Below are 22657 nucleotides of genomic sequence, written 5' to 3' on the forward strand. Positions count from 1 at the left end.
AGCGTGATGCCGATGCGGATCAGGGGCGGCCCAGCGCCCGGTACTCCCAGCCCGCCGCGCGCCACTCGGCGGGCTCGAGGGCGTGCCGGCCGTCGACGATGCGCCGCTGGGCGACCACCGCGCCCATCGCCTCCGGGTCGATCTCGCGGAACTGCGACCACTCGGTGAGCAGCACCACCACATCGGCTCCGCCGGCGGCGGAGATCGCGTCCGTGTCGTACGTCAGCTCCGGGAAGGCCCGCTGGGCGTTCTCGGTGGCCGCCGGGTCGGTGACGGTGACGTGGGCGCCCAACCGGTGCAGGGTCATGGCCACGTCCAGGGCCGGGGCGTCGCGGATGTCGTCGGAGTTGGGCTTGAACGCCGCTCCCAGCGCGGTCACCCGCGCGCCGGCCAGTTCGCCGCCGGCCAACTCCCGTACCAGGTCGACGGTACGGGCGCGGCGCCGCAGGTTGATGCCGTCCACTTCGCGCAGGAAGGCGACGGCCTGGCCGACGCCCAGTTCCTCGGCGCGGTGGGCGAAGGCCCGGATGTCCTTGGGCAGGCACCCGCCGCCGAAGCCCAGGCCCGGCTTGAGGAACCGGCCGCCGATCCGGTCGTCGTAGGCGAGCGCCTCGGCGAGTCCGGTCACATCGGCTCCGGCGACCTCGCACACCTCGGCCATCGCGTTGATGTACGAGATCTTGGTGGCGAGGAACGAGTTGGCCGCGACCTTGACCAGCTCCGCGGTCGCCAGATCGGTGACCACCACCGGGGTGCCCTGGGTGATGATCGGCTCGAAGGCGGCGCGCAACTGCTCCTCGGCCCAGGCCGAGTCGGTGCCGAAGACCAGCCGGTCGGGCCGCAGGGTGTCGTCCACGGCGTAGCCCTCGCGCAGGAACTCCGGGTTCCAGGCGAGTTCGACCTCGGTCCCGGCCGGGGCCACGCGCTGGACCAGCTCGGTCAGCCGGGCGGCGGTGCCCACCGGCACGGTGGACTTGCCGACCACCAGTGCCCGCCTGCGCAGGTGCGTGGCGAGCTCTTCCACCGCGCTGTCGACGTACGTCAGGTCGGCCGCGTTGGACCCCTTGCGCTGCGGCGTTCCCACGCAGATGAAGTGGACGTCGCCGAACTCGCCGGCCTCCTCGAAGCTCGTGGTGAAGCGCAGCCGGCCGGAGTCCAGGGCCTTGGCCAGCAGCTCCGGCAGGCCGGGCTCGAAGAAGGGCACCTCGCCCGAGCTCAGCCGCTCGATCTTGGCCGGATCCACGTCCACGCCCAGGACGTCGAAGCCCAGGACTGCCATGCAGATGGCGTGCGTGGCACCGAGGTAGCCGGTACCGATGACGGTGAGACGAGGAGCTGGTGCGGTCATGGTGGCCTCCAGGAGTGCGTGGGCGGTTGACATGCGTCACCCGCGAGTGATGTGTCGTGTATGTCGCGTATGCAGGAGTGTTTTCGGGTGTGCGAACCCACCGTCACGGCCGGTGACGGTTCATGGGGGATCAGGTTGTGTCAGGGCGCGCTGGGGGGCGGGACGTGCGGTACGTCAGGACGTGCGGTGCGGCAGGAGGTACCGCGTGTCCGGGCGTACCGCGTGTCAGCGGGTGCAGTTGATGTTGGCCTGGCCCTGGGCCGCGCCGGTCACCTTGTTGTCGCAGGCGACGGTGTTGCCGTCGGAGGTGAGGTGGAACCCCCAGCCGGGTCCGTCCACCTGCGCGGTGTTGCCCTTGAAGATGTTGCCGGTGCCCCAGCCGTCGAGGATCTGATGCGTCTGGAAGCCGTCTCCGTTGGAGTGGCGTCCCGTGTTGCCCTGCACCAGCCAGCCGTTGCCCTTCACATCGACCCAGGAGTCGTTGCTGGAGCCACTGAGCTTCGATCCGTCGAAGGTGTTGCCGATGACCTTGCCGCCCGTGGTGCCTTCCTTGATGTCGATGGATTCGGCGGTCGTGGCGCTGATGTGGTTGCCGATCACGACGTTGTTGTTGCTCGCGTCCGGCTTGCAGTCGCTGTTGGTGCACCAGTTGGACTTGGCGGACCCGATGTAGACGCCCTCCCCGAACTTGTCGCGACGCAGTCCGGTGGTGCTGATGGTGTTGTCCCGGACCACGTTGTCCGAGCTGAATTTGCGCAGGTGGATGGCCTCGTCACCGATCTGCGTGACGGTGAGGCCCTGGATGACCGCCCCCTGCACCTGGTCCGCCACCACACCCTTCTGGCCGTTGCGGACGGTGAAGCCGGCCAGCCGCCAGTAGCTCGCGCCGTCGAGGTGGAAGGCGTAACCGCCCTTGATGCCGCCGCCGTCGATCACCGCACCCGCGCCACCGCACAGGAAGATCGGCTGGTCGGCGGTGCCGGGGGTCGTCGCGGTGAAGCGACCGGTGTAGGTGCCGTCGGCCATTCGGATGCTCTGCCCGGGCTGTGCCATGGCGAGGGCCGCTTTCAGGGAACGGGCGTCGTTCACCGTGACCGAGGCGGTCGGGCAGTCGACCGGCGCGGACGGCGTCGGGCCACCGGTGCCGGAGGACGGCGTGGGGTCGTCGGTCACGATCGGCCCGGCCGAGGGCGTCTCATCGGGCAGGCTGGGCAGCTCCGAGGACGCCGAGGGCCTGGGCCCGGACGAGGTGGCTCCGACGGTTTCCCCGGGCCCCGACCCGCCGCCGCTCCCGGCGACAGCGACGATGAGCGCCACCAGCGCGACCAGCAGTGCCGCTCCGCCCAGCCAGACGGCCGGCCCACCGGGCAACCGGAACGTGCCCGGGGGCGGCGACTGCGGCGGGGGCGTGTGGGACATGATCAGTAACTCCGGCTCGGCGAAATCGGATTGGCGAGGCGTGCTCGGGGGCGGCGATCACTCTGTCATCGCCGGAACCCTGTGCCGTCCACGCCCCACCGCCTGGATCTCGGTGACCCTACCGGGCAGCGGCGCCTTGTCGGCGTACGGGTGGGTGCCTCGGACCAGGTGGCCCCGGCGGCTGTTCCGCCGGGCGCCGACGAGCGCCGAGAACAGGATGAGCAGCAGCACGAACGACCAGAGCAGCGTCATCGGGCTCGCGTAGTGCCGGAACTTGATCCAGAAGGCGCTGGTGTCGTGCCAGGCGAACGTCTGGTTCTTCTTGGCCGTGATGCCGCCGTGGGCTCGGCTGGTGTCCACCGCGCTCGGGCCGACCCCGGCGATGACGTTGTACGAGATCGTGGACTTGGACACCTTGCCCACCAGGGAGATCCCGTGGTCGGTGACGTCCTGGATCGTGTTGCCCCGGATCTCTGCCTGCGAGTCGCGGACGTAGACGCCGGTGTCGGCGCCCTCGACGATGTTTCCGGTGACCGTGGCCGCCGACACGCCGTCGCGTACCGAGATGCCCTGCCGCTTCTGGCCGGTGAGGTGGTTCCCGGTGATGGAGACCTTGGTGGCTTCGGCGCGGGCCACGATGCCCATGTCACCGCCGTCGACCTGGTTGTTCTGCACGCCGACGTTTGAACCGCCGTAGACCTCGATGCCGTAGCGCCCGTTGCCCCGGGCGGTGCTGTCCGAGACGGAGTTGGAACCGTAGCTGCTGATGGACTCGCCGGAGGCGGACGGGCCGCTGGCCAGCGGCCGGCCGCTGAGCGTGAAGCCGTTGCCGCTGTTGGACAGCGACTTGGAACCGGTGACCCGGACCTGCTCGGTGGCGCGGGACAGGACGAAGCCGTCGCCGCCGTTGCCCTCGGAAATCGTCTTGTCCACGACCGCGTTGGTGACACCGCGGTGCATGACCAGGCCGTGCTCCATGCTGTCCTTCACCCTGGTCCGGCTGATGTTGACCCCGGTGGCGCCGGAGATGAACAGCCCGTACAGGTTGCCCGAGATGATGGAGTTGGTGATGTTCGCGGACACGTAGGAGAGCGTCGGCACCGAGAACCGGCTGTCCGGCGTGGTCAGCGGACCGGCGGGCTCCGCCATGATGCCGCCGCTGCTGGGCGCCTGCGAGTTCGGGTTGGGGCCGTCGATGTTGCTGGTGTCGGGCCGGTCGGTGCCGGTGAGGCTGAGGCCGCCGGTGCGTCCGCTCCAGAACCCCAGATCGGTGACCCGGGCGTAGTTCATGGCGAACTGGCCGCCGACGGCGCGTACGTAGGCCCGCCCGTCCCGCACGTCCGTGTCGAAGGTGTTGGTGCGGGTGTCCCAGCTGCTGATCCTCATCGGGGCCTGCGGGGTGCCCGCCAGGGTGAGCCGGCCGCCGAACGAGACGATGGACACGAAGCCCTTGTTGTTGCTGGCCAGCCGCAGGTTCAGCCCGCCGGGGGTGGACAGGCTCAGCTTGGCGCCGGCGTCCACGTAGATGTTCTCGGTCAGCAGGTACGAGCCGTCGTGCTTGCGGACGAAGGTCTGGGGGGCGAGCTTGATCAGGTCGGCGACGCCGTAGGGCTTGGTGCGCTGGGTGAGCACCAGGGTGTACCCGCTGCCGGTGTCCAGCCGGTACGGCTGCGTCCAGCGTTGGCCCTTCAAGGCGGCGACGGCGGCCACCGCGCGGACCTGGTCCAGCCGGTGGTCCTCCGCTGCGACGAGCCCCGCTTCGTTCTCCGAGTCCGCGGCCGTGATCTTGTGCGTGCCCTTGCCGCCCGCGCCGTCGGCCGGCGCCGCGAGGGCGGTGGCGGTCGGCGCGGCGAGCAGCAGCGCGCCGACGACGGGCGGTACGGCCGCGAGGCGCAAGGCCCGTGCGCCACGAGACCGCTTCCGCTCACGAGGTATGTGGTGGTGAGTCATCGCTACAGCGCCCCCGCCCCGGTAGTCGCACCGGCCGCGCCCGCGAGCGAGGCAGAGCCCTGCCCCTCGCCGCCGACGCTGTCGCTGGTGCGGGTCAGCCAACCCTGCTTGTTCATGGTGACGAACGCGTACAGCTTGATCGGCAGCGAGATCATGATGACCACGAGGGCGAGCAAGGGCAGCAGCACAATTTCCTGCGGGTGTCTGCGCAGGTGGGAATAGCCGCGGATACCGCGTCCGACGAGCAGCCAGATCAGGATCAGCACAATGCCGCGGCCGTTCAGTTCCAGCCGGCTGAACAGCAGGTAGCTCAGCGCCATGCCCATGGTCACCGGCGTCATCAGGATCTGCAGCACAGTGATCTTGGTGACCAGCGGCACCCGCCAGATCCAGCCCTTGTAGACGGCGGTCAGGTAGCACCGGTAGGAGTTGCGGCTCCACCGCACCCGCTGCTTGACGAACGCGCGGAACGAGGTGGGGAACATCGAGATCGCCCGAGCGGAGGTCTGGTGCACGGTCTTGTAGCCGGACGCCAGCACCAGCCAGGTCAGCCGGCCGTCGTCACCGGCGATACAGCGGCGGCCCAGGAAGAACTCGTTCTCCAGGTTCTCCAGGACCGGGACGATCGCGGCGCGGCGGTAGGCGGCCGTCCGGCCGGAGAGGCAGGCCACACCACCCGCGCGGCCCATGGCCGGTACGTAGTCGTAGTAGCGCAGGTTCACCAGCCAGTCGGCGATGCGCCGCCAGACGCTGCTCCGTCGCTGGTAGACATTCTGCTGGGTGCCGACTCCGCCGACCTCGGGGTCGATGAAGGGCATCTGAACCGCCGCCAGGAGCCCCGGCTCCCAACGGGTGTCGGAGTCCACCAGTACCACGACTTCGCAGGTCGCGGCGCGGATGCCCACACCGAGCGCGGACCGCTTGCCGCGGTGCTCGAACGCCAGCACCCGCACGCGGGGGTCCTCCACCAACGACAGCCTGCGGATGACCTCCGTGTCCTCCACGTCCGGCACGATGATGATCTCGTTGGGGTCCTGCGCCAGCCAGGTGTCCAGACAGTCCAGCAGGATGTCCGGGTCCTCGCGGTACGCCGGCACCACGACCGACACCGTCGTGCGGAACTCGTTCACCACTGGTCTGGCGAACCGGGAGAGCACCGCCCGGTAGAGCCACAGCCCCCAGACGAAGGCACCGGCGAGGCCGAGCGGCATCACCTCACGCCATGACGTCTCCTCGACCGCCGTGACCATCCACGACCACACTGCATCGAAATATCCCGACACGTACCCCGGTCCCCCACCTCGCGTGCCAAATGCACGATTTATCCAGAGAAGTGCGCCATGCGCGTCTGTATGGGTGAATGTAGTGCCTCTGCGGGAGGACCTTCACACGTGAAACACAAAGTTCACCAACTCTTCGCCATCCACGGACACCGCTTCCACGCCGGCTACTGAAACATCTGCTCACCAGTGGTACTGGTGAGTCGTGGCCACGGACCGCGGCGAGAGCACTCCCCTTCACCCGCGGCGGTACCTGACCTGCCCGGACACCCCCACCACCGCGACCGAGGCCCCCTCCGAAGACGAAAGAGCACATCCCGGCGAAAAAAGCCCGGCAGTTGTCCGCTATGTGGACACCTGGCGTACCGCGAGGGCGAGTTGTCCACCTACGAGGCGGACGTCCCGGTTCACGGCGAACGGCGAGTCAGCCGCGCGGAGCCGCCGACGACGCCGAACGGTCGCCCCGCGGGCGGCCGCGGGCACGGCCCTCCCCCCCGACCGACACCCGCAAACCAGAAGGAGGGCCGTGCCCGCGCTCACGTCCCACCCGGGAGGCGAGGGCCTTCCGGCCGTCGGCCTCGCGAACCTCGCACCCCAGGACTCCGGGCGCCTCACCCGCACAGCCGTATTGACGCTATGTCATGTTATGTCGAAGCGCCTGCTGTTGCCGCAATGTGTCATGTCTATGACTTCCCTTGGCGGCCTTGTCCCGCCCCTGTCACGCACGTCATCCTTGTCTCGGTGGGCGGAAGCGGAACACCGATTTCCGAACCCGCGTCCCCGTGGCCAACGCCCTTCACGTCACCCCCGAGCAGAGGAGAACCCTCAGATGGCAGTGATGCGCTTAACCCGGCGCGGTCTGGCCGCAACAGCCGCGGCGACCCTGGCGGCCACCGCGCTCGGGACCGGCGTCGCCCTTCCGGCGTCCGCCGCCCCCGCTCCGGCGGTGGGCAAGGTCCTCTACGCGGACTCGCCCACCGCGATCCCGGGCAGTTACATCGTCAGGCTGGCGAGCGACGCGGGGTTCGCGTCCTCGTCCACCAAGGGCAAGGCCCTGGCAGCCAAGTACGGCGCCACGGTGACGCACTCCTACACCGCGGCGCTGAAGGGCTACAGCGTCAAGCTCTCCCCCGCCCAGGCCGCCCGTTTCGCCGCCGACCCGGCCGTCGCCTCGGTGGAGCAGGACCAGACCTTCACCATCGACGCCACGCAGACCGGCGCGACCTGGGGCCTGGACCGCATCGACCAGCTCGACCTGCCGCTGGACTCCACCTACACCTACCCCGACACCGCCGGCTCGGGCGTCACCGCGTACGTCATCGACACCGGCGTCCGGATCACCCACACCCAGTTCGGCGGGCGCGCCTCCTACGGCTACGACGCGGTCGGCGACGACTTCGTCGCGGCCGACGGCAACGGTCACGGCACCCACGTCGCCGGCACCATCGCCGGTTCGACCTACGGCGTGGCCAAGCAGGCCAAGATCGTCGCCGTCCGGGTGCTCAACAACGCCGGCTCCGGCACCACCTCCGGTGTGATCGCGGGCATCGACTGGACCACCGCCAACGCCGTCAAGCCGGCCGTCGCCAACATGAGCCTGGGCGGCAGCGCCAGCTCCACGCTCGACGCGGCCGTGAGCAACTCCATCGCCTCCGGCATCACCTACGCCGTCGCCGCGGGCAACGAGACCGACTACGCGTCGAACCACTCGCCCGCCCGGGTGGCCAGCGCCATCACCGTAGGCGCCACCACCAGCACCGACGCGGTGGCCGGCTACTCCAACTACGGCCCCACGGTGGACATCTTCGCCCCCGGCTCCTCCATCACCTCGGCGTGGAAGACCAACGACACCGCCACCAACACCATCTCCGGCACCTCGATGGCCACTCCGCACGTCGCCGGAGCCGCGGCCGTCTACCTGTCCGGCCACCCCAGCGCCACCCCCGCCGGCGTCGACAGCGCCCTGAAGGCCGGCGGCACCCCCAACACCCTCACCGGCGTCATCAACGGATCGCCCAACCTGCTCCTGCACATCGTCCCCTGACGACCGCCTGACCGGGGACCCGGCTCCCGCGCGGCACCCCCCTTGCGGTCGGTCTTCCTGCTCGCTCCCTGCGCGGGTGGCCTCGTTCCTCGGCTCCTCCGGGCGACAGGGTCGGCGCACCCGGGCCTGCCCATGGCGTCGGGGCGGACGCCGACCACGCGACATACCGGGTGAGCACGCTGCCGCCGTCCTGGTCCGGCCGGAGCCTGCGACCTGGACAGGCCGCACCCCGACGAGACGGCTTTCACCGTTCCCGGTCGGCGGCGACGAGCCTGCTCGCGTGCTGCTCGATGATCCGCGCCACAGCGAAGGTGAGCCGGTGTGACCGGGCATCGTCGAGCGAGAGCCAGACGGGAGACTCGCCTTCGTCGTTCACCGCCACCTCTGACGCCGCGGCGACGTCCAGCAGGTAGGCGTGCCAGAGATGTGCGTCGGAGCCCCTTCGGCAGACGTCCCCCCGCAGGTGGTGACTGGCGATGAGGCGGAGGTTCCCGCTGCGAAGTCCGACTTCCTCCATGAGTTCTCTGGCGGCCGCGCTGGCCGGGGGTTCACCGCGTTCAACATGTCCTGCGGGAACGGTCATCGAGAACGGGTAGGCCAGCCTTCGGAAGAACAGGAATCGCCGCCGGGGGTCCCGTACGAACACGCCGGCGCTTTCATGCCAGTATTCGCCGCCCTCGTCCGTCCACCACGAAATACCGGGGTCGATGACAATGGCCCGTTCGGCCCGCTCGCCGCACGATCGACAGATGCACTCCTTTCTCCCGTCCACAGTGATCCATTCGATGGCCGCCGCATGGCAGTGCAGGCAGTACTCGCCATAGGTGTCGTCGGACCGCTGGAGGAAATCGATTCTCATTCCGACCTCCGGTTGAGGATCTCTCCGTACGCCGCTGAATCCGGCCCGGGCAGCTGCGTCGACGGGGATGGGAAGTCCGAGGCCGCGGTCTGGACACTGCGAGCGGTGACCAGCAGGAGCGCGGCGCCCAGCGCCGCGAAAAGCGATGTCGCGGCAGTCGTGCCGCTCCAACCCCCGTATTTCACCGCCAGGCCGAAGGCAGGAGGTCCCATCAGCACGCCCAGGCTGCCGAACTGGGCGAGGGCGCCGTTGGCGAGGTCGACGTCTTCGGCCCGCCTGGCGATGGCCGGCACGGCCGCGAACACCACGGAGATGAGCAGCCCGTCGACGAGCAGAACGACGGCGGCGGCGCTCACGCCCGCGCCGACCGGGATGTCCGCCGAGAAAGCGGGCAGGCAGGCGAGCGGCATCAGGACCGCGAGCGGAGCGAGCGCCCTGACGGCGACGCCGCGTCGCAGCAGCCAGCCGGCGAGAAGGCCCCCCGCCGCACTCCAGGCGGTGACGACGGCGGCGACAGCCCCGGCCTCCGCGGAGGTCTCGTTCCGGGCCTCGGTGAAGAAGGTGGGCAGCATGACCACCACGGCCACACCGATCAGTGACAGGCAGGCGTACGCCCCGGCCGGCCCGAGGAACCGGACCCACGTGCCGGCGGCGCGAGGCCGGGGGCCGATCGCGGCGTTCGGCAGCCGCGGAAGGGTGACGGCCAGGAAGCCGGCCAGCAGGAGAGGGCCGATCCCCGTGACACCCAGCCAGCGGTTCCAGGTCAGCTCGGACGACAGGGCTCCCCCCGCGGCCGCGGCGGCGGCGAGTCCGGTCGGAACGCAGGTTCCCCACAGGGCGAGTGCCGCTGCCTGCGTGCGGCCCCGTGTCAGTCTGGTGAGCACGATCGGGCCGGCTACGAACACAAGGAGGTAGCCGGCGCCTTCCACCGTTCGCAACAGCAGCAGCAGACCCCACGTGTCGGCGAGCGCGCTGAGCCCGGCGGCCGCCGAGATGACGAGAAGGCCCGCAAGCAGCGCACGACGGGCACACAGGCGGCTGGTCCACCAGCCCACCGGGATTCCGAGCGCCGCGCCCACGGCGGTCATGGTGGAGGTGGCACAAGCGACCGTGCTGATGGAGAGGCCGAACGAGGACTGGACCGCGGAGCTGACCGGCGAAACGGCGCCCAGTCCCACGGCGGCCTGCACGCCGGCGAGCCATGTCGCGACCACATGCCGCCAGGGTGAGGGCGACCTGCCGCTGCTACGACCACTTCCGTACCTGTGGAGCACTGGTTCTCCCGGTGGCGGCGCCGCGCCGCCGGCGCGGCGGGATCCGACTCCAACTCGTGGCGGGAGGGGACAGTGAGCACCTCCCGCCACGCGAGCCTGCATCACTCAGTCAGGCCGAACTTTCCCAACAGCTCCTGGTGGCCGGCGACGTAGGAGGTGTCGGTGATGACGGTCTGGTCGGACGGCCCGCGGCTGCACATGCACAGGTGGCGGCCGCTGGAGGTCACGCGGACGGCCCGGGCGCCGCCGGACGACATGATCTCCTCGGCGATGTCCCTGACCAGGTACTCCTGGATCTGGAATCGCCGGCTGTAGGCCTGCACCAGGCGGGGGAACTTGCCCAGGCCGAGGATCCGGTCACCGGGGACGTACGCGATGCTGACCTTCCCGAAGAAGGGCAGAAAGTGGTGCGCGCAGATCGAGAAGTAGTTGGCGTCATGCACGTGCACGACGCCGGCGTGCTCCCCTTCCACGAGACACGTCGTCTTGAGGATTTTCGATGTGTCGATGTCATAGCCGCTCAGCAGTTCCCGGTAGGCGCGGACGATACGATCCTCGCATTCCGGTCCGCTATACCAGCCGAGCGCTCTCTCGTCGGCGGTCACATTCTGTTTCAGCCACTCTGCGATGGTCACGGTGGACCTCCGTTTCCGCTCTGACCAACGGTCCTGGAAGGACTCAGATGGAGTAATTCCACTGTCGCGCCGGATGTGGCTCTTGAATAGGGCTTTCCCCGACTGTCACTCGACCAGAGCAATGCCGAGATGGTCACACCATAGGGAAATAGTGGCGTGAAATTCCGGAGAGAATACCAGGCGTCCGGCCCCCGGGCCCCACTACCGGCGTCATATACCGGCTTTTTGCACGCGGTCACCATATGCGATCGGCACCGCCCCGATCCGGCACCGAATCCGTGCCGATGCGCTCCCCTGGGACGACACGCACCAGCGCCTCGCCCGGACCCGGCGTCCGCCTGTCGGGCTCGACGGCTCACCACCCCCCGGACCGCCTGGGTGTGCTGCGGTCGTCCGTGCGCACCGTACGCAGCATGCGAAAAGGGGCCGGAAGGCGGATTCCCGCCTTCCGGCCCCTTTTCGTCTGCTCGGCGCTCAGCGGCGTGTCGCCTCCCACAGGGTGATGGCCAGTGCCGTACAGGACGTCACGGCGGCCAGCGATGGAAGAGGCCAACGGGTGCGTTCGAGGGCGTCGAGGCGGTCCTCGTGCTCGCCGAGGGTCTTGTCGGTCTGGTCCGCGCGCTGCAGGAGGAGGGCCAGGTCGCCACGGGTGGTGGCGAATCCGACGTCGACGGAGCGACGGAGGCGCTCCAGTTCGACGGCGATGCCCTCGGCTTGCCCTGTGGTCACGGGCCGACCTCCTTCCGCAGCCAACGTGGCAGCAGCCGCTCCACCGCCGGCACGGACATCAGCCGGCTGAGCGCCGCTGCGGCCACCACCACGCCGGCGAGGGCGGGTACCTCGCTCAGCGAAGGATCCCCGGCTGCTGTCGGGACGAGTGCTACCAGGATCTGCAGCGTGGTCCGCAGAGTCCTGCGGGTGGCATCACTCATGAACCGGCCCTCCCCCAAGGTCCGGCGCGTCGCTTCACTCATCGCGCCCCCTTCAGGTATGCGGGACGCGCAGCTTGTCCCAGCTGACACGTCCCGGGATGCCGTCGGCTGCCGCGCCCGCGTAGCCGAGCTTGCGCTGCCAGGCGGCGTACGAGCGGACGTCGGCCTCGCCCCACACCGGCCCCGGCCCGACGGCGTACCGTCCGCAGCCCTCGGCCACCAGCCGCTCGCCGGCAGCGGTGATCAGTGCACCGCGCCGACCCGGTACGAAGTAGGCGGTACCCGGGAAGGGTTCGTACGCGCCGGCGGCCGGGGCAGGCCGCGGTACCGGCTTCAGGCTCAGCCGCGCCTCGATCCGCGCACGCATCACCGTCATGGAGAACGAAGGGTCGATCTTGCGGCGCGTCCACTCCTTGTGACCGATCACGCTGGCCGAGGACCAGCCATGGGCCCGGCAGATCGCGGCCGACAAGCGTTCCACAGCGGCGAGTTGGGCCGCCGGGTACGGGTCTCGGCCGTTGCCGAGGTTCTCGGTCTCGAAGCCGTAGAAGAGGGCGTTGCCGTCCACGGCGTCGGGGCCCGGGGACGGCGGTGTCCGCTCGGCCACGACCGCGTCGAGCACGGCGGCGGAGCCGGAACCCGCGTGGTTGGTACGGCCGTATCCGAGCAGGTGCGCCGTGCCGTCCTTCGCGATGAGGCCGATGCACAGCGGGCCCGGCAGCGACGCCGTGCCGTCGCGGCACAGCCGGAGGCTGTTCCTGCCCGCGGTGTGGTGCAGCATCACACCGCGGACCGGACCCCAGGGGCCTCGGTGATTGCGGTTGTGGGTACGCCAGTCGGGGTGTTCCACGACCTGGACGCCTTCGGCGCGCAGGGCGTCGGCGAATGTGTCAGCGGTCAGAGGTACTGCCATGGGGCCTCCTCAGGGTACTTGGGGACTCTTGGCGGGATCGGCCACGAGACCGGCTACGGGATGGGGTCGACGCGGATGAACCGGTTGTCGAAGTGGGCGGTGTTGCCGGTGTTCCCCGACCGGTAGGCGGGTGTCGCGGTGTACGTCGCGCCCGGGGTGAGGCCGGTGACCGGGAACTGCGCCGACACGGACGCCCTGGTGGCGTTCTGGGCCCAGGCGGCGCGGGCGTCGTCCGCGGCAAGGACGACCGTGCCCGACGCGTTGCGTACGTTCGCCGACATGAAGGAGGTGTACGTGGTCGTCGAGGACCACAGGAAGCCGCCGACGGTGACGACGACCTGGCCGGAGCCGGTGCGGTGAACGACGCGTTCACGGGGTCGCCGACCGCGTCGGTCAACGTCTCCGTATAGGTGAAGGACGTCGTTTCCCCGCCGTCGACGTTGATCTTGAACACCGGCGTCAGGGCGGCCGGGACCCATGCCGAACCCGTCCAGTACATGAGCCGGCCGGGTGTGCCGATCCAGGCCAGCATCCCGGCGACCGGCGCGGTCACCTTGGCGTCGCGGGCCGCCACGTCCGCGAACCGCAGGACGACGCGTCCGTCCAGGGCGTCGGCGAGCGCCTTCAGATGGGTCGGTAGGTCGGCCGGGTCGGATGCCTGCGGGTAGGGCAGACCGCTGATCGGCGTGTACTGGGTGGTTATGCTGACTCCTCCTGATGGGGGGCGGGGTGAGCGGGCACACGGGCCCTCGGATTCGAGGCGAGCCAGTGGCCTGGGCGGTGTTCGGGAAGTGGCGCCGGCGCCCGGAGCGCGGGACAGGCGGGACTTCCAGACCACGGCCTAGTCGGTGGGGGGGTCGACCGTGACGGTCAGCAGCTCCCGGCCGGCGGGCGGCTCGGTGTCGTACGGGTCGGGTTCGAGGACGATCGCCTCGGCGAACTCGCGCAGCTGGTCGTCGGTCGGCTGCACGGGTTCCGGTGCGGGTTCGGACATGGCTGGTCTCTCTCTGGGACAGGGGAGTTCTGCTGGTGCCGCGTCCTGGCTGACGCGGTACTAGACGCCGGCCCACGTCGGGTTGGCCGCGAGCAGACTGGCGAGCGTCGGATACGCGGCGGCGACGGCTGCATACGTCGCCGAGGTGTCCGACGGTGCGGGGAGCGCCGGGGCGTCCGGGGTGAGGCCCGCGTCGGCGGGCACAACGTTCGCCGAGACACCGCGCAGACTCAGGGTCTGCTGGACCCCGCCGTCCGCGGACGCGGACGTGTTGATGCCCACGACCCAGGCGAGGGTGTCGAGCACGGCACCGGTCGTGTCCTGCACCCGCACCACGTCGCCGAGCTGGATGCGCGGGTCGTACAGCACCTGCACATCACCGATCACCGGCGCCGGGTACTCGCCGGCCTTGCGCATCGCGTCCGCCAACTGCCGTGCCGCGCCCAGGTCCTGGACCCAGTCGGAGGCTTCGCCGTAGAACTCCTGGCGACCGTGGAACCGCTCGCTCGCGCCGCCGGAGACATACGAGACCGCTTGCCGTTCCATCGGATCGCGGTCGGGTTTGATCGGGACGATGCGGATGGACGGCTCGCCGCTTTTGGTGACCGTGTAGAGCGTCTGAGCGGTGCGGTTGGTGAGCCGCAGCACGATGGTGCCGTCCTCGCGCCGCACCTGCGCCTCGACCGCGCCCTTGACGGCCGTCGCGCCCGCCGCGTGCTGAGCCGCGACGCGGAAGTTCGAGCCGGGGGTGTCCACCGAATCGTCCGGTTCACAGTCAAGAGGAAGAACGACCCCAGCGGCTGTCCCCTGAGGAAGCAGCACGGAGAATGTGCGTACCGACCGAGCTGCGGGACCTTTTCGTGAAAGTGGTCCGGCAGTTTCTGCCGGACGCCTCCTAGGCGGAAGCGCCCATGGGTGTGCCGGTGGTCAGAGCCGTTTCCCTCAGCATTCGATGACGTTGACGGCGAGGCCGCCGCGGGCCGTTTCCTTGTACTTGGTCTTCATGTCGGCGCCGGTCTCCTTCATCGTCTTGATGACGGTGTCGAGGGAGACGTGGTGGCGGCCGTCGCCGCGCAGGGCCATGCGGGCGGCGGTGACGGCTTTGACCGCGGCCATACCGTTGCGTTCGATGCAGGGGATCTGGACCAGGCCGCCGACCGGGTCGCAGGTCAGGCCGAGGTTGTGTTCCATGCCGATCTCGGCGGCGTTCTCGACCTGTTCCGGGGTGCCGCCGAGGATCTCGGCGAGCCCGGCGGCGGCCATGGAACAGGCCGAGCCGACCTCGCCCTGGCAGCCGACCTCGGCGCCGGAGATCGAGGCGTTCTCCTTGAACAGCAGGCCGATGGCGCCCGCGGCGAGCAGGAAGCGGACCACCGCGTCGTCCTGGTCGTCCTCACGGCCCCCGCCCGGGTCCGCCACCGCGCCGACCGAGCCCACCGAACCGCCGGAGCCGCTGGGGCCACTGGGGCCACTGGGGCCGAGGAAGCCGGTGGAGTAGTGCAGGACCGCCGGGATGATGCCGGCCGCGCCGTTGGTGGGGGCGGTCACGACGCGCCCGCCGGCCGCGTTCTCCTCGTTGACGGCCATCGCGTAGAGGGTGACCCAGTCCATCGCGTGGGCGGCACGGTCGCCGCCGGCGCGCAGCCGGCGGGCGGACTGCGCGGCGCGGCGGCGGACCTTCAGACCGCCGGGCAGGATGCCCTCGCGGGTCATACCGCGCTCCACGCAGGACCGCATGACCCGCCAGATGTCCAGGAGCCCGGCGCGGATCTGGTCCTCGGTGCGCCAGGCCTTCTCGTTCTCCATCATCAGCGCGGAGATCGACAGACCGGTGTCCCGGCACATGCGCAGCAGGTCGTCACCGGTGCGGAAGGGGTGGGGCAGCGCGGTGCCGTCCGGCGTGACCCGGTCGCCGCCCTCGACGAGGGTGTCGTGGTCGACCACGAAGCCGCCGCCGACGGAGTAGTACGTCTTGTCCAGCAGCGGCGTGCCCGCGCCGTCGAACGCCCGGAGCGTCATGCCGTTCGCGTGGTGGGGCAGGCTTCGGTGGCGGTGCAGCACGAGGTCGCCGGCCGGGTCGAAGGCGATCTCGTGCGCGCCCAGCACACTGAGCCGCCCGGCCGCCCCGATACGGGCCACCTCCTCGTCGGCCGACTCCACATCGACCGTGCGGGGCGAGTGACCGGACAGGCCGAGCAGGACCGCCTTCGGGGTGCCGTGGCCGTGACCGGTCGCACCCAGCGAACCGAACAGCTCGGCACGAACGGAAGCGGTGTGCGCCAGCAGGCCCTCCTCCTTCAGTCGGCGCGCGAACATACCTGCCGCCCGCATCGGCCCCACCGTGTGTGAACTCGAAGGGCCTATACCGACGGAGAACAGATCGAAGACGGAGATGGCCACGGTGTGCCTCCTGCGGGGGGGGTGGGTGTCTTCTCTCTCACGCGCCCTTCTCCGGTCGGCGCGGGACTGCCTGGCGCGAAGCCGGCGCCGGTTCGGCCGGTGCCGGCTCGGTCATCGGTGGTTCAGCGGACCGGGGCGGCCGCGCGAGCGAGCTCCCGGCGCAGCCGCGTGAAGGGGCGGGGCCGGTTGACGGCGAGCACGGCGGTGATGCGCCCGTCCCGCTCATAGATGGCGAGGAAACTCCCAGCGTCCACGTCGCCCTCCGCGATGTGAGGAATATCAGTCGGCAGAGCCCGGCCGGCGAACTGGATGCGCGTGCCGTACTGGTCGGACCAGAAATAGGGCACCCCCCGGCAGTGTTCGACAGTACGGCCGGCGAGCAGGTTGCGCACGGCGACCGCGGGCTGTTCGGTGGCGCCGGTCCAGTGTGCTGCCCGTACACCCGCCGTTCTGGCCACGTCGCCGACGGCGACGACGCCCGGCAGCGAGGTGGCGCAGCCGGCGTCGCACACCGCCGCGATGCCGCCGCCGAGATCTCCCGGCTGGCGGGCTTTCTCGGTCCCGGGTGAGGGCAGGCCGCCGCCCGGCCCCGGCTGCGACAGACCCCGACTGGTACGGGCCGCGCGGCACCCGCACACCGACCGGTGGATCCAGGTTCAGCGGACGACCGGATCGGCGGCGTCGAGCAGCGCCAGCTCTCGGCGGCGAGGCAGTCCCTCCCAGTCTCCCGGCACGGTGACGGCGAACGCGCCGGCGGCTGCGGCGGTCTCCAGCCGGGCCGCCGCGGGCTCGCCCGACATCAGTTCGGCGAGATACCCCGCGACGAACGCGTCTCCGGCGCCGACCGGGTCGACCGCGCGCACGGCCATCGCCGCCTGCTCATGCACGGAGTCGTCGATGACGGCGACGCAGCCGAGATGTCCGCGCTTGAGGACGGCTTGGCGCGGGCCGAGCGCGGACAGGCCGCGTGCCATCCGTTCGGGCGCGTCCTCTTCCACGAGCAGCGCCGCCTCCTGCTCGCCCGCGAACACCACGTCGGCGTACTTGACCAGGGCACGCAGCGCGGTCGCCGCGGTCCGCGTGTCCCACAGAGCCCTGCGGTAGTTCAGGTCGAGCGAAACGACGACACCGGCGGCGCGGGCGGTCTCCACCGCCGCGTGCACGGCGGCGGCCGGTGCCTCGCCCAGCGCCGGGGTGATCCCGGTGACGTGCAGGACTGCGGCGCCGCGGATCGTGTCCTGCTCGACGTCCTGCGGGCCGAGCCGGGATCCAGCGCTTCCGGCCCGGTAGTAGGCGACCGCGGTGAGGTCGCCGGTGCGCCGGGTTTTGATCATCAGCCCGGTCGGCGCGCTGTCCCGGACGGCGGCGACAGCGACGTCCTCGGCGCGCAGTTCGCGCAGGACCAGGTCGCCGATCTCGTCGCGGCCGACCCGGCCGATCCAGGTGGCGGCGCCGCCGAGTCTGCGCACGCCGATCGCGACGTTGGACTCCGCCCCCGCGATGCCGAGGCGCAGCTGGGGCACATGGTGCAGCGGACCGACCTCGACGGGGCTGAGCAGTCCCATCGTCTCGCCGAGGGTGACCAGGCCTGCCCTCGCGGTGGCGGCGCTCATCGGGCGTCTCTCGCGGCCGCGACCCGGGCCAGCACGCTGGACGCGCGTGCACGCAGCCCGTCCATGTCTCCGTCGTCGAGCGCGTTGCCGAGCAGCGGGCCGCCCATGCCGACGGCCGCCGCGCCGGCGGCGATGTAGCCGTGCACGTCGTCGACGCCGATTCCACCGGTCGGCACGAGCGGGATCCCGGGCAGCGGCTCGCGCAGGCTCCGCAGGTGCCGGGGGCCGCCGCTGGCCGCGGGGAACACCTTCACCGCGCTCGCGCCGGCCTGCCAGGCGGTGAGCACCTCGGTGGGGGTCCACGCTCCCGCATAGCAGGGAATCCCGGCTGCGGCGGCGCAGGCGATCACGTCGGCCCGCACCACCGGGCTCACCACGAACCGGGCGCCGGCCGCGACGGCCTCAGCGGCTTCGTGCACGCTGGTGACGGTGCCGGCGCCGACCGACACGTATGCGGGCAGCCGCGCGGTGAGGGCGCGGATCGCGTCCATCGCTCCGGGGATGGTCAGGGTGACCTCCAGGCAGGTGACGCCGGACCCGACGAGGGCGTCGACGGCGGCCGGCACGTGCCGCGCGCTTCGGGCGCGCAGGATCGCGACCACGCCGGTGTCGAGCAGTTGCGGGGTGAGCGCGGGCCGGGCGGGTGCGCGGTCGGGCTGGGCTTGCGTGGAATCGGGAGGTGCGGTGGGCATCGGTTTTCCTTGCGGGACGGGATCGGAACGCCCGGACGGACTCGTCGGTCGGGCGTAGGCGCCGGCTTCAGACAGCCGGGAACGCGATGGTCGACATGAGCGCGTTCTCCGCCTGGCGGGAATCCAGACGGGTGTGCTGCACGACGATCGGCAGCGACGCGCGGATCACGGCCGAGTAGTCGGTGGCCGTCGGCACCGGCTCGGGGTCGGTGAGGTCGTTGAAGCGCACGTGGCGCACCCGCTCGCCGGGGATACCGACGCGGTAGGGGCCGGCCGGCGGCCGGTCGGCGAAGTACAGCGTCACCTCGACGTCCACGGCCTGCCGGTTGGGGTTGAGCATGCAGGCGCTCTCGTGGCTGGTCATCTCCGGGGCCGGCCCGGTGCTGGTCGGGGGGATCCAGCCGTCCCCGATGACCCACACGGTGTTTCCGATCACGGTGTTTCCGATCACGGTGCTTTCCGTCGCTGTGTTTCCGGTCACGGTGGCGGACTCCTTTCAAAGAACGTGGTGCGTGAGAAAAAAGTGGTGCGTCGCGTGGCGACGAACGGCTCGGCAGGGCGGCGCGGCACGGCGGAGTGGTACGCCTGCTCTGCCGCGCCACGCCCCGCGGACGGGCCGGCGTGTGCCCGGTCCGTCCGCGGGAAACGTTCCGTCCTGCGTGTGCTGATGCGCGGTACGCGTGGGCGTGTCGCGCGGGGCGCTTACTCGACTGCTGCCGTGCCCAGACGGTTCATCATCGACGGGTGCCTGCGCCGCAGCCACGCCGCCAGGACGATGCCGACGACCGCGTAGGCGACGAAGCCGAGGTTCAGCCACAGGAAGGCCCCGGCGGGCAGCGGGTGGTACGAGCCGTAGATCGCCGTCAGGGCCACGGCACTGCCCGCCAGGGGGATCATCACGTGGCGCACCGGGTGGAACTCCTCGCGGCGCTCGCGCCACATGTAGACCAGCAGCGAGACGCCGACCATGGTGTACAGGAGGATGACGGGCAGGCCGCCGACGGCGCCGAGGTAGCTGTACGCCTGCGGGTAGGGGCCGAACGCCCCGCCGAGGGCGAATTCGATCACCAGGCTGACGGTTCCGACCACGGTGATCGCGACGGCGGGAGTGTTGCGGCGGCTGTCGACCTTCGACAGCCGGGCCGGCAGCAGGCGGTCACGGGACATGGCGAAGATGACGCGCACGAGGCCGTTGCCCGCGGCGAGGGACACGGCGAAGGCGGAGACGATCACGGCGATGTCGACCAGGACGGCGTAGCCGCTGCCGATGTAGCGCTGGGCGAGGTCGTCGAGCGGCAGGGGCGTGGCGGCGAGCTTGTCCGCGTGGTGGCGGCCGTAGCCGATCGTGATGGCGTAGGTGATGAAGAGGAAGAAGACCCCGGTGACGGCGACGGCGCCGATCATCGCCCGCGGGATGTTCCGGCGGGCGTCGCGCGTCTCCTCGGCCACGGTGGCGGCCGATTCGAAGCCGATCATGGTCAGGAACGCGAACACCAGGCCGAACAGCAGTCCGGAGGAGACGTGCCCGGAGGCGGCGGGGGTGAAGACGGCCGCGGTGTTCCCCTCGGCGCCGCCGCGCGCCACGATCACCACGGCGAGGCCCAGCAGCACGGCCACTTCGATGCCGATCATCGCCAGGTCGACGCGCACCGACAGGCCGAGTCCGCGGATCGCGATACCCGTGATCAGCACGGTGGCGAGTCCGGTGAAGACCCACCAGGGGACGTTCAGGCCCGCGTGGAGTCGCAGCACCGAGGAGAGGCTGTAACCGAAGGCCAGCATGTTCTGCGGGAACGCGGTGAGGTAGCCGATCAGCAGCAGCCATCCGGAGAAGAAGCCGGCGCGCGATCCGAGTCCGCGGGAGTTGAAGGCGTAGAACGAGCCGGCGCTGGAGACCGCGCGGGCGAACTGGGCGATCGTGTACGCGATGCACAGACAGCCGACCAGCGCCATCAAGTACACGAACGGCACCGCGGCGCCGGCATGCGAGGCGACGATCTGCGGCAGGAACGCCATTCCGGCGGCGGGGGCGATGAAGGCGATGCCCATCGAGGTGGCGCCGGGCAGCGAGATCGCGTTCTTCTTCAGCCCCGGGCGAGCCGCGGGGGGAGTCTGGGAGGTGTCGGGGGAGATCGGCTCCAGGCCGTTCGCCGTTCGGGAGTCAGCTGTCATGATCCACCTGCTTTGCGGTTGTGCAGGGCACGCGCTGCGTCGGCGAAGCGCTCGAGGGCGTCCCGGTCGAGTTCGACGCCCAGGCCGGGCGCCTCCGGGAGGGGTATGGTGCCGTCGACCATGGCCGGCTCCTGGCGCAGCAGCTCCTTGCGCAGCGGCGACTCACTCAGGTCACGGGGGAGGTATTCGACGAACGGGCAGTGGGCGGTCACCGCCGAGAGGTGCACGGCGGCGGCGACGGAGATGCCGGTCTTCCACAGGTGCGGGATGACGCGCAGTCCGCGGCGGCCCGCCATGTCGGCGACCCGCAGCGCCTCGGTGATGCCTCCGACGCGGCCGATGTCCGGCTGCGCCACACTGAGGCTGCCGCGCTCGATGAGCGGGGCGAACTCGAAGCGCGTGGTCAGCCACTCGCCGGTGGCGATCGGGATGTCCTGCTCGGTGGCGACGCGGTGCAGTCCCTCCACGTCGTCACTGGGCAGCGGGGTCTCGACGAAATAGAGATCGAACTCTTTCCAGTCCTTCAGGACCGACAGGCAGGTGTCCGCGTCGGGGAACGCGTACTGGACGTCGATCATCAGGGCGAAGTCGTCGCCGACGGCTCGGCGCAGGTCGGCGATGACCTCCGTCGCCCGGGACCACGGCTCCCGCAGGCCGCGGTGCGCGTACGGGCCGGAAAGCGTCAAGGACGCCTTCGCCGCGGTGAAGCCGCGGCGCTTGGCCATGACCGCCCAGTCGACGATCGATTCATGGTAGGCGTCGAAGTTCTCGGTCTCGGGCTGCAGGGAAGCGTACGGCACGATGCGGTCGCGCACGGCCTCCCCGAGAAGCCGGTACGTGGGGACGCCGTGGTACTTCCCGCGCAGGTCGTGCAGGGCCATGTCGAGGGCGCCGATGGCGTTGATCACGGCACCGCGGCGGCCGTTCATGGCCGAGCCGACGTACAGCCGCTCCCACAGGCCCTCGACGTCGAGGGGGTCCTCACCGATCAGCATCTGCGTGAGGCTCTGCCCCATGCTGTGGGTGCCCGGCGCGGTGATACAGGCTTGGGCGATCCACGGGTTGACGTCCGCCTCGCCGATGCCGACCAGGCCTTCGTCGGTGTGGATCTCGACCACGATGTCGTCCTGCGCGGAGCTGGTGGCCGACAGATCCGGGTCCGGATCGGAGAGGACGTGACAATCGATTTTGGTGATTTTCATGGGTTCCTCAGTAGATGGATGGGATCGTCCACGGATGGACGCCCCGGACACCCGCGCCTTCAGACGCTGATGGAGGCCTTGGCCAGGACGCCGCCGTCGCAGACGAGATGCGAGCCGACCACGTAGGACGAGTCGTCGCCCAGGAGCCAGAGGGCGGCGCGCGCGGGCTCCTGCGGATCGGCCATGCGCCCGATCGGCACCTCGTCCTCCACGACCGCGCGCATGGCGGACCGCTGCTCCTCGGGTACGGCGGCCCACATCAGGGGCGTCTCGGTGGGGCCGGGGACGATCGCGTTGACCCTGATGCCGTGCCGCGCGTAGTCGACGGCAAGGCTGCGGGTCAGCGCGGACACGCCGCCCTTGGACGCCGAGTACGCGGTCGCGCCGCCCGCGGCGAAGCCCGCGAAGGCGGCCGGCGAGGAGCACAGCACGATGGACCCCGGCCGGCCCGCCTCGATCAGCCCGCGCAGCGTCTCCCGGCTGGCGAGGAAGGCCCCGGTGAGGTTCACCGAGAGCACCTGCTGCCAGCGGGCGGCGCTCAGTTCGTGCGCGAATCCGCCGAGATCGACCCCGGCGGCCGCGACCAGGCCGTCCGGCGTCCCGAGCCGCTCGCGGATCTGGCGGAACGCGTCGGCCACCGCCTGCTCGTCGCTCACGTCGCACGCCACGGCGACGGCCCGGCCGCCGTGGCGTGCGACGGCCCGCACGACCTCGTCGGCCGCCGCCGCCTCGCGGTCGAGGACCGCGACATCCGCCCCGGCCGCCGCGCACAGCAGCGCGGCGGCCCTGCCGATGCCCGACCCACCGCCGGTAACGGCAATCACTCTGTCTTTCATGCCGCAGACGATTATCTATAATCGATTGTGAGTCAAGCGGTCGCGACGAGGTTTCACCTGGGAAACTGGCTGGCAACGAGCCGGAGTTCGTAAC

21 protein-coding genes and 1 pseudogene are annotated in these 22657 nt (G+C 70.6%); 1 reads left to right on the plus strand and 21 read right to left on the minus strand.

Features of this window, described 5'->3' with window-relative positions:
• Positions 1-19: 19 nt before the first annotated feature.
• The 4 genes from VIW71_RS01815 to VIW71_RS01830 all read right to left on the minus strand — a co-directional run bounded on the left by VIW71_RS01815 (position 20) and on the right by VIW71_RS01830 (position 5967).
• The gene (locus tag VIW71_RS01815) at positions 20-1381 is read right to left on the minus strand and encodes a UDP-glucose dehydrogenase family protein (protein ID WP_331620044.1); all 1362 of its coding nucleotides are present in this window, start codon (positions 1379-1381) and stop codon (positions 20-22) included.
• A 192-nt stretch (positions 1382-1573) separates the two neighbouring features.
• Positions 1574-2767 carry a right-handed parallel beta-helix repeat-containing protein gene (locus VIW71_RS01820; RefSeq protein WP_331620045.1) on the minus strand — a complete coding sequence of 398 codons (1194 nt, stop codon included), beginning with the start codon at positions 2765-2767 and terminating at the stop codon, positions 1574-1576.
• Positions 2768-2824: 57 nt separating this feature from the next.
• A complete protein-coding gene (locus VIW71_RS01825; protein WP_331620046.1) occupies positions 2825-4663 on the minus strand; it encodes a right-handed parallel beta-helix repeat-containing protein in 1839 nt (612 codons plus the stop codon).
• A gap of 56 nt (positions 4664-4719) precedes the next feature.
• Positions 4720-5967 (minus strand): glycosyltransferase family 2 protein, encoded by a 1248-nt coding sequence (locus tag VIW71_RS01830; RefSeq protein ID WP_331620047.1) that lies wholly within the window; start codon positions 5965-5967, stop codon positions 4720-4722.
• A gap of 859 nt (positions 5968-6826) precedes the next feature.
• Here VIW71_RS01830 and VIW71_RS01835 point away from each other — a divergent pair.
• On the plus strand, positions 6827-8041 hold the full coding sequence (locus tag VIW71_RS01835) for a S8 family peptidase (protein WP_331620048.1): 1215 nt from the start codon (positions 6827-6829) through the stop codon (positions 8039-8041).
• A 244-nt stretch (positions 8042-8285) separates the two neighbouring features.
• Here VIW71_RS01835 and VIW71_RS01840 read toward each other — a convergent pair whose 3' ends face one another.
• The 17 genes and pseudogenes from VIW71_RS01840 to VIW71_RS01920 all read right to left on the minus strand — a co-directional run bounded on the left by VIW71_RS01840 (position 8286) and on the right by VIW71_RS01920 (position 22563).
• The gene (locus VIW71_RS01840; RefSeq protein WP_331620050.1) at positions 8286-8900 is read right to left on the minus strand and encodes an NUDIX hydrolase; all 615 of its coding nucleotides are present in this window, start codon (positions 8898-8900) and stop codon (positions 8286-8288) included.
• Entirely contained in the window at positions 8897-10114 is a 1218-nt protein-coding gene (locus VIW71_RS01845) for an MFS transporter (protein ID WP_331620051.1), read from the minus strand. The genes VIW71_RS01840 and VIW71_RS01845 overlap by 4 nt, the downstream gene beginning before the upstream one ends.
• Before the next feature lie 161 nt (positions 10115-10275).
• On the minus strand, positions 10276-10809 hold the full coding sequence (folE, locus tag VIW71_RS01850; RefSeq protein ID WP_331620053.1) for a GTP cyclohydrolase I: 534 nt from the start codon (positions 10807-10809) through the stop codon (positions 10276-10278).
• Positions 10810-11283: 474 nt separating this feature from the next.
• A complete protein-coding gene (locus VIW71_RS01855) occupies positions 11284-11538 on the minus strand; it encodes a hypothetical protein (protein ID WP_331620054.1) in 255 nt (84 codons plus the stop codon).
• A complete protein-coding gene (locus tag VIW71_RS01860) occupies positions 11535-11741 on the minus strand; it encodes a hypothetical protein (RefSeq protein WP_331620055.1) in 207 nt (68 codons plus the stop codon). The genes VIW71_RS01855 and VIW71_RS01860 overlap by 4 nt, the downstream gene beginning before the upstream one ends.
• Positions 11742-11793: 52 nt before the next feature.
• Positions 11794-12654, minus strand: coding sequence for a peptidoglycan-binding protein (locus VIW71_RS01865; protein ID WP_331620057.1), 861 nt, complete (start codon positions 12652-12654; stop codon positions 11794-11796).
• Positions 12655-12707: 53 nt separating this feature from the next.
• A complete protein-coding gene (locus VIW71_RS01870) occupies positions 12708-12935 on the minus strand; it encodes a hypothetical protein (protein WP_331620058.1) in 228 nt (75 codons plus the stop codon).
• Positions 12936-13495: 560 nt separating this feature from the next.
• A complete protein-coding gene (locus tag VIW71_RS01875) occupies positions 13496-13648 on the minus strand; it encodes a hypothetical protein (protein ID WP_331620059.1) in 153 nt (50 codons plus the stop codon).
• 60 nt (positions 13649-13708) lie between these two features.
• Positions 13709-14404, minus strand: a complete 696-nt coding sequence (locus VIW71_RS01880) for a hypothetical protein (protein ID WP_331620061.1) — start codon at positions 14402-14404, stop codon at positions 13709-13711.
• A gap of 186 nt (positions 14405-14590) precedes the next feature.
• Entirely contained in the window at positions 14591-16048 is a 1458-nt protein-coding gene (locus VIW71_RS01885) for an L-serine ammonia-lyase (RefSeq protein WP_331620062.1), read from the minus strand.
• Positions 16049-16170: 122 nt separating this feature from the next.
• A pseudogene (locus VIW71_RS01890) lies at positions 16171-16557 on the minus strand (oxidoreductase C-terminal domain-containing protein); the annotation flags it as partial.
• A 147-nt stretch (positions 16558-16704) separates the two neighbouring features.
• Entirely contained in the window at positions 16705-17661 is a 957-nt protein-coding gene (locus VIW71_RS01895; protein ID WP_331620063.1) for a sugar kinase, read from the minus strand.
• Positions 17658-18353, minus strand: coding sequence for a bifunctional 4-hydroxy-2-oxoglutarate aldolase/2-dehydro-3-deoxy-phosphogluconate aldolase (locus VIW71_RS01900; protein WP_331620064.1), 696 nt, complete (start codon positions 18351-18353; stop codon positions 17658-17660). Before VIW71_RS01900 ends, VIW71_RS01895 begins: the two co-directional genes overlap by 4 nt.
• Before the next feature lie 67 nt (positions 18354-18420).
• Entirely contained in the window at positions 18421-18834 is a 414-nt protein-coding gene (locus VIW71_RS01905) for a sensory rhodopsin transducer (RefSeq protein ID WP_331620065.1), read from the minus strand.
• A gap of 221 nt (positions 18835-19055) precedes the next feature.
• Complete coding sequence (locus VIW71_RS01910) at positions 19056-20525, minus strand: APC family permease (RefSeq protein WP_331620066.1); 1470 nt, start codon at positions 20523-20525, stop codon at positions 19056-19058.
• Complete coding sequence (locus VIW71_RS01915) at positions 20522-21727, minus strand: mandelate racemase/muconate lactonizing enzyme family protein (protein ID WP_331620067.1); 1206 nt, start codon at positions 21725-21727, stop codon at positions 20522-20524. The genes VIW71_RS01910 and VIW71_RS01915 overlap by 4 nt, the downstream gene beginning before the upstream one ends.
• A 59-nt stretch (positions 21728-21786) precedes the next feature.
• Positions 21787-22563: an SDR family NAD(P)-dependent oxidoreductase gene (locus tag VIW71_RS01920; RefSeq protein ID WP_331620069.1), complete on the minus strand. Its 777-nt coding sequence runs from the start codon at positions 22561-22563 to the stop codon at positions 21787-21789.
• Positions 22564-22657: the final 94 nt, after the last annotated feature.

It is taken from the genome of Streptomyces sp., from assembly GCF_036524955.1.
Classification (GTDB): Bacteria; Actinomycetota; Actinomycetes; order Streptomycetales; family Streptomycetaceae; genus Actinacidiphila.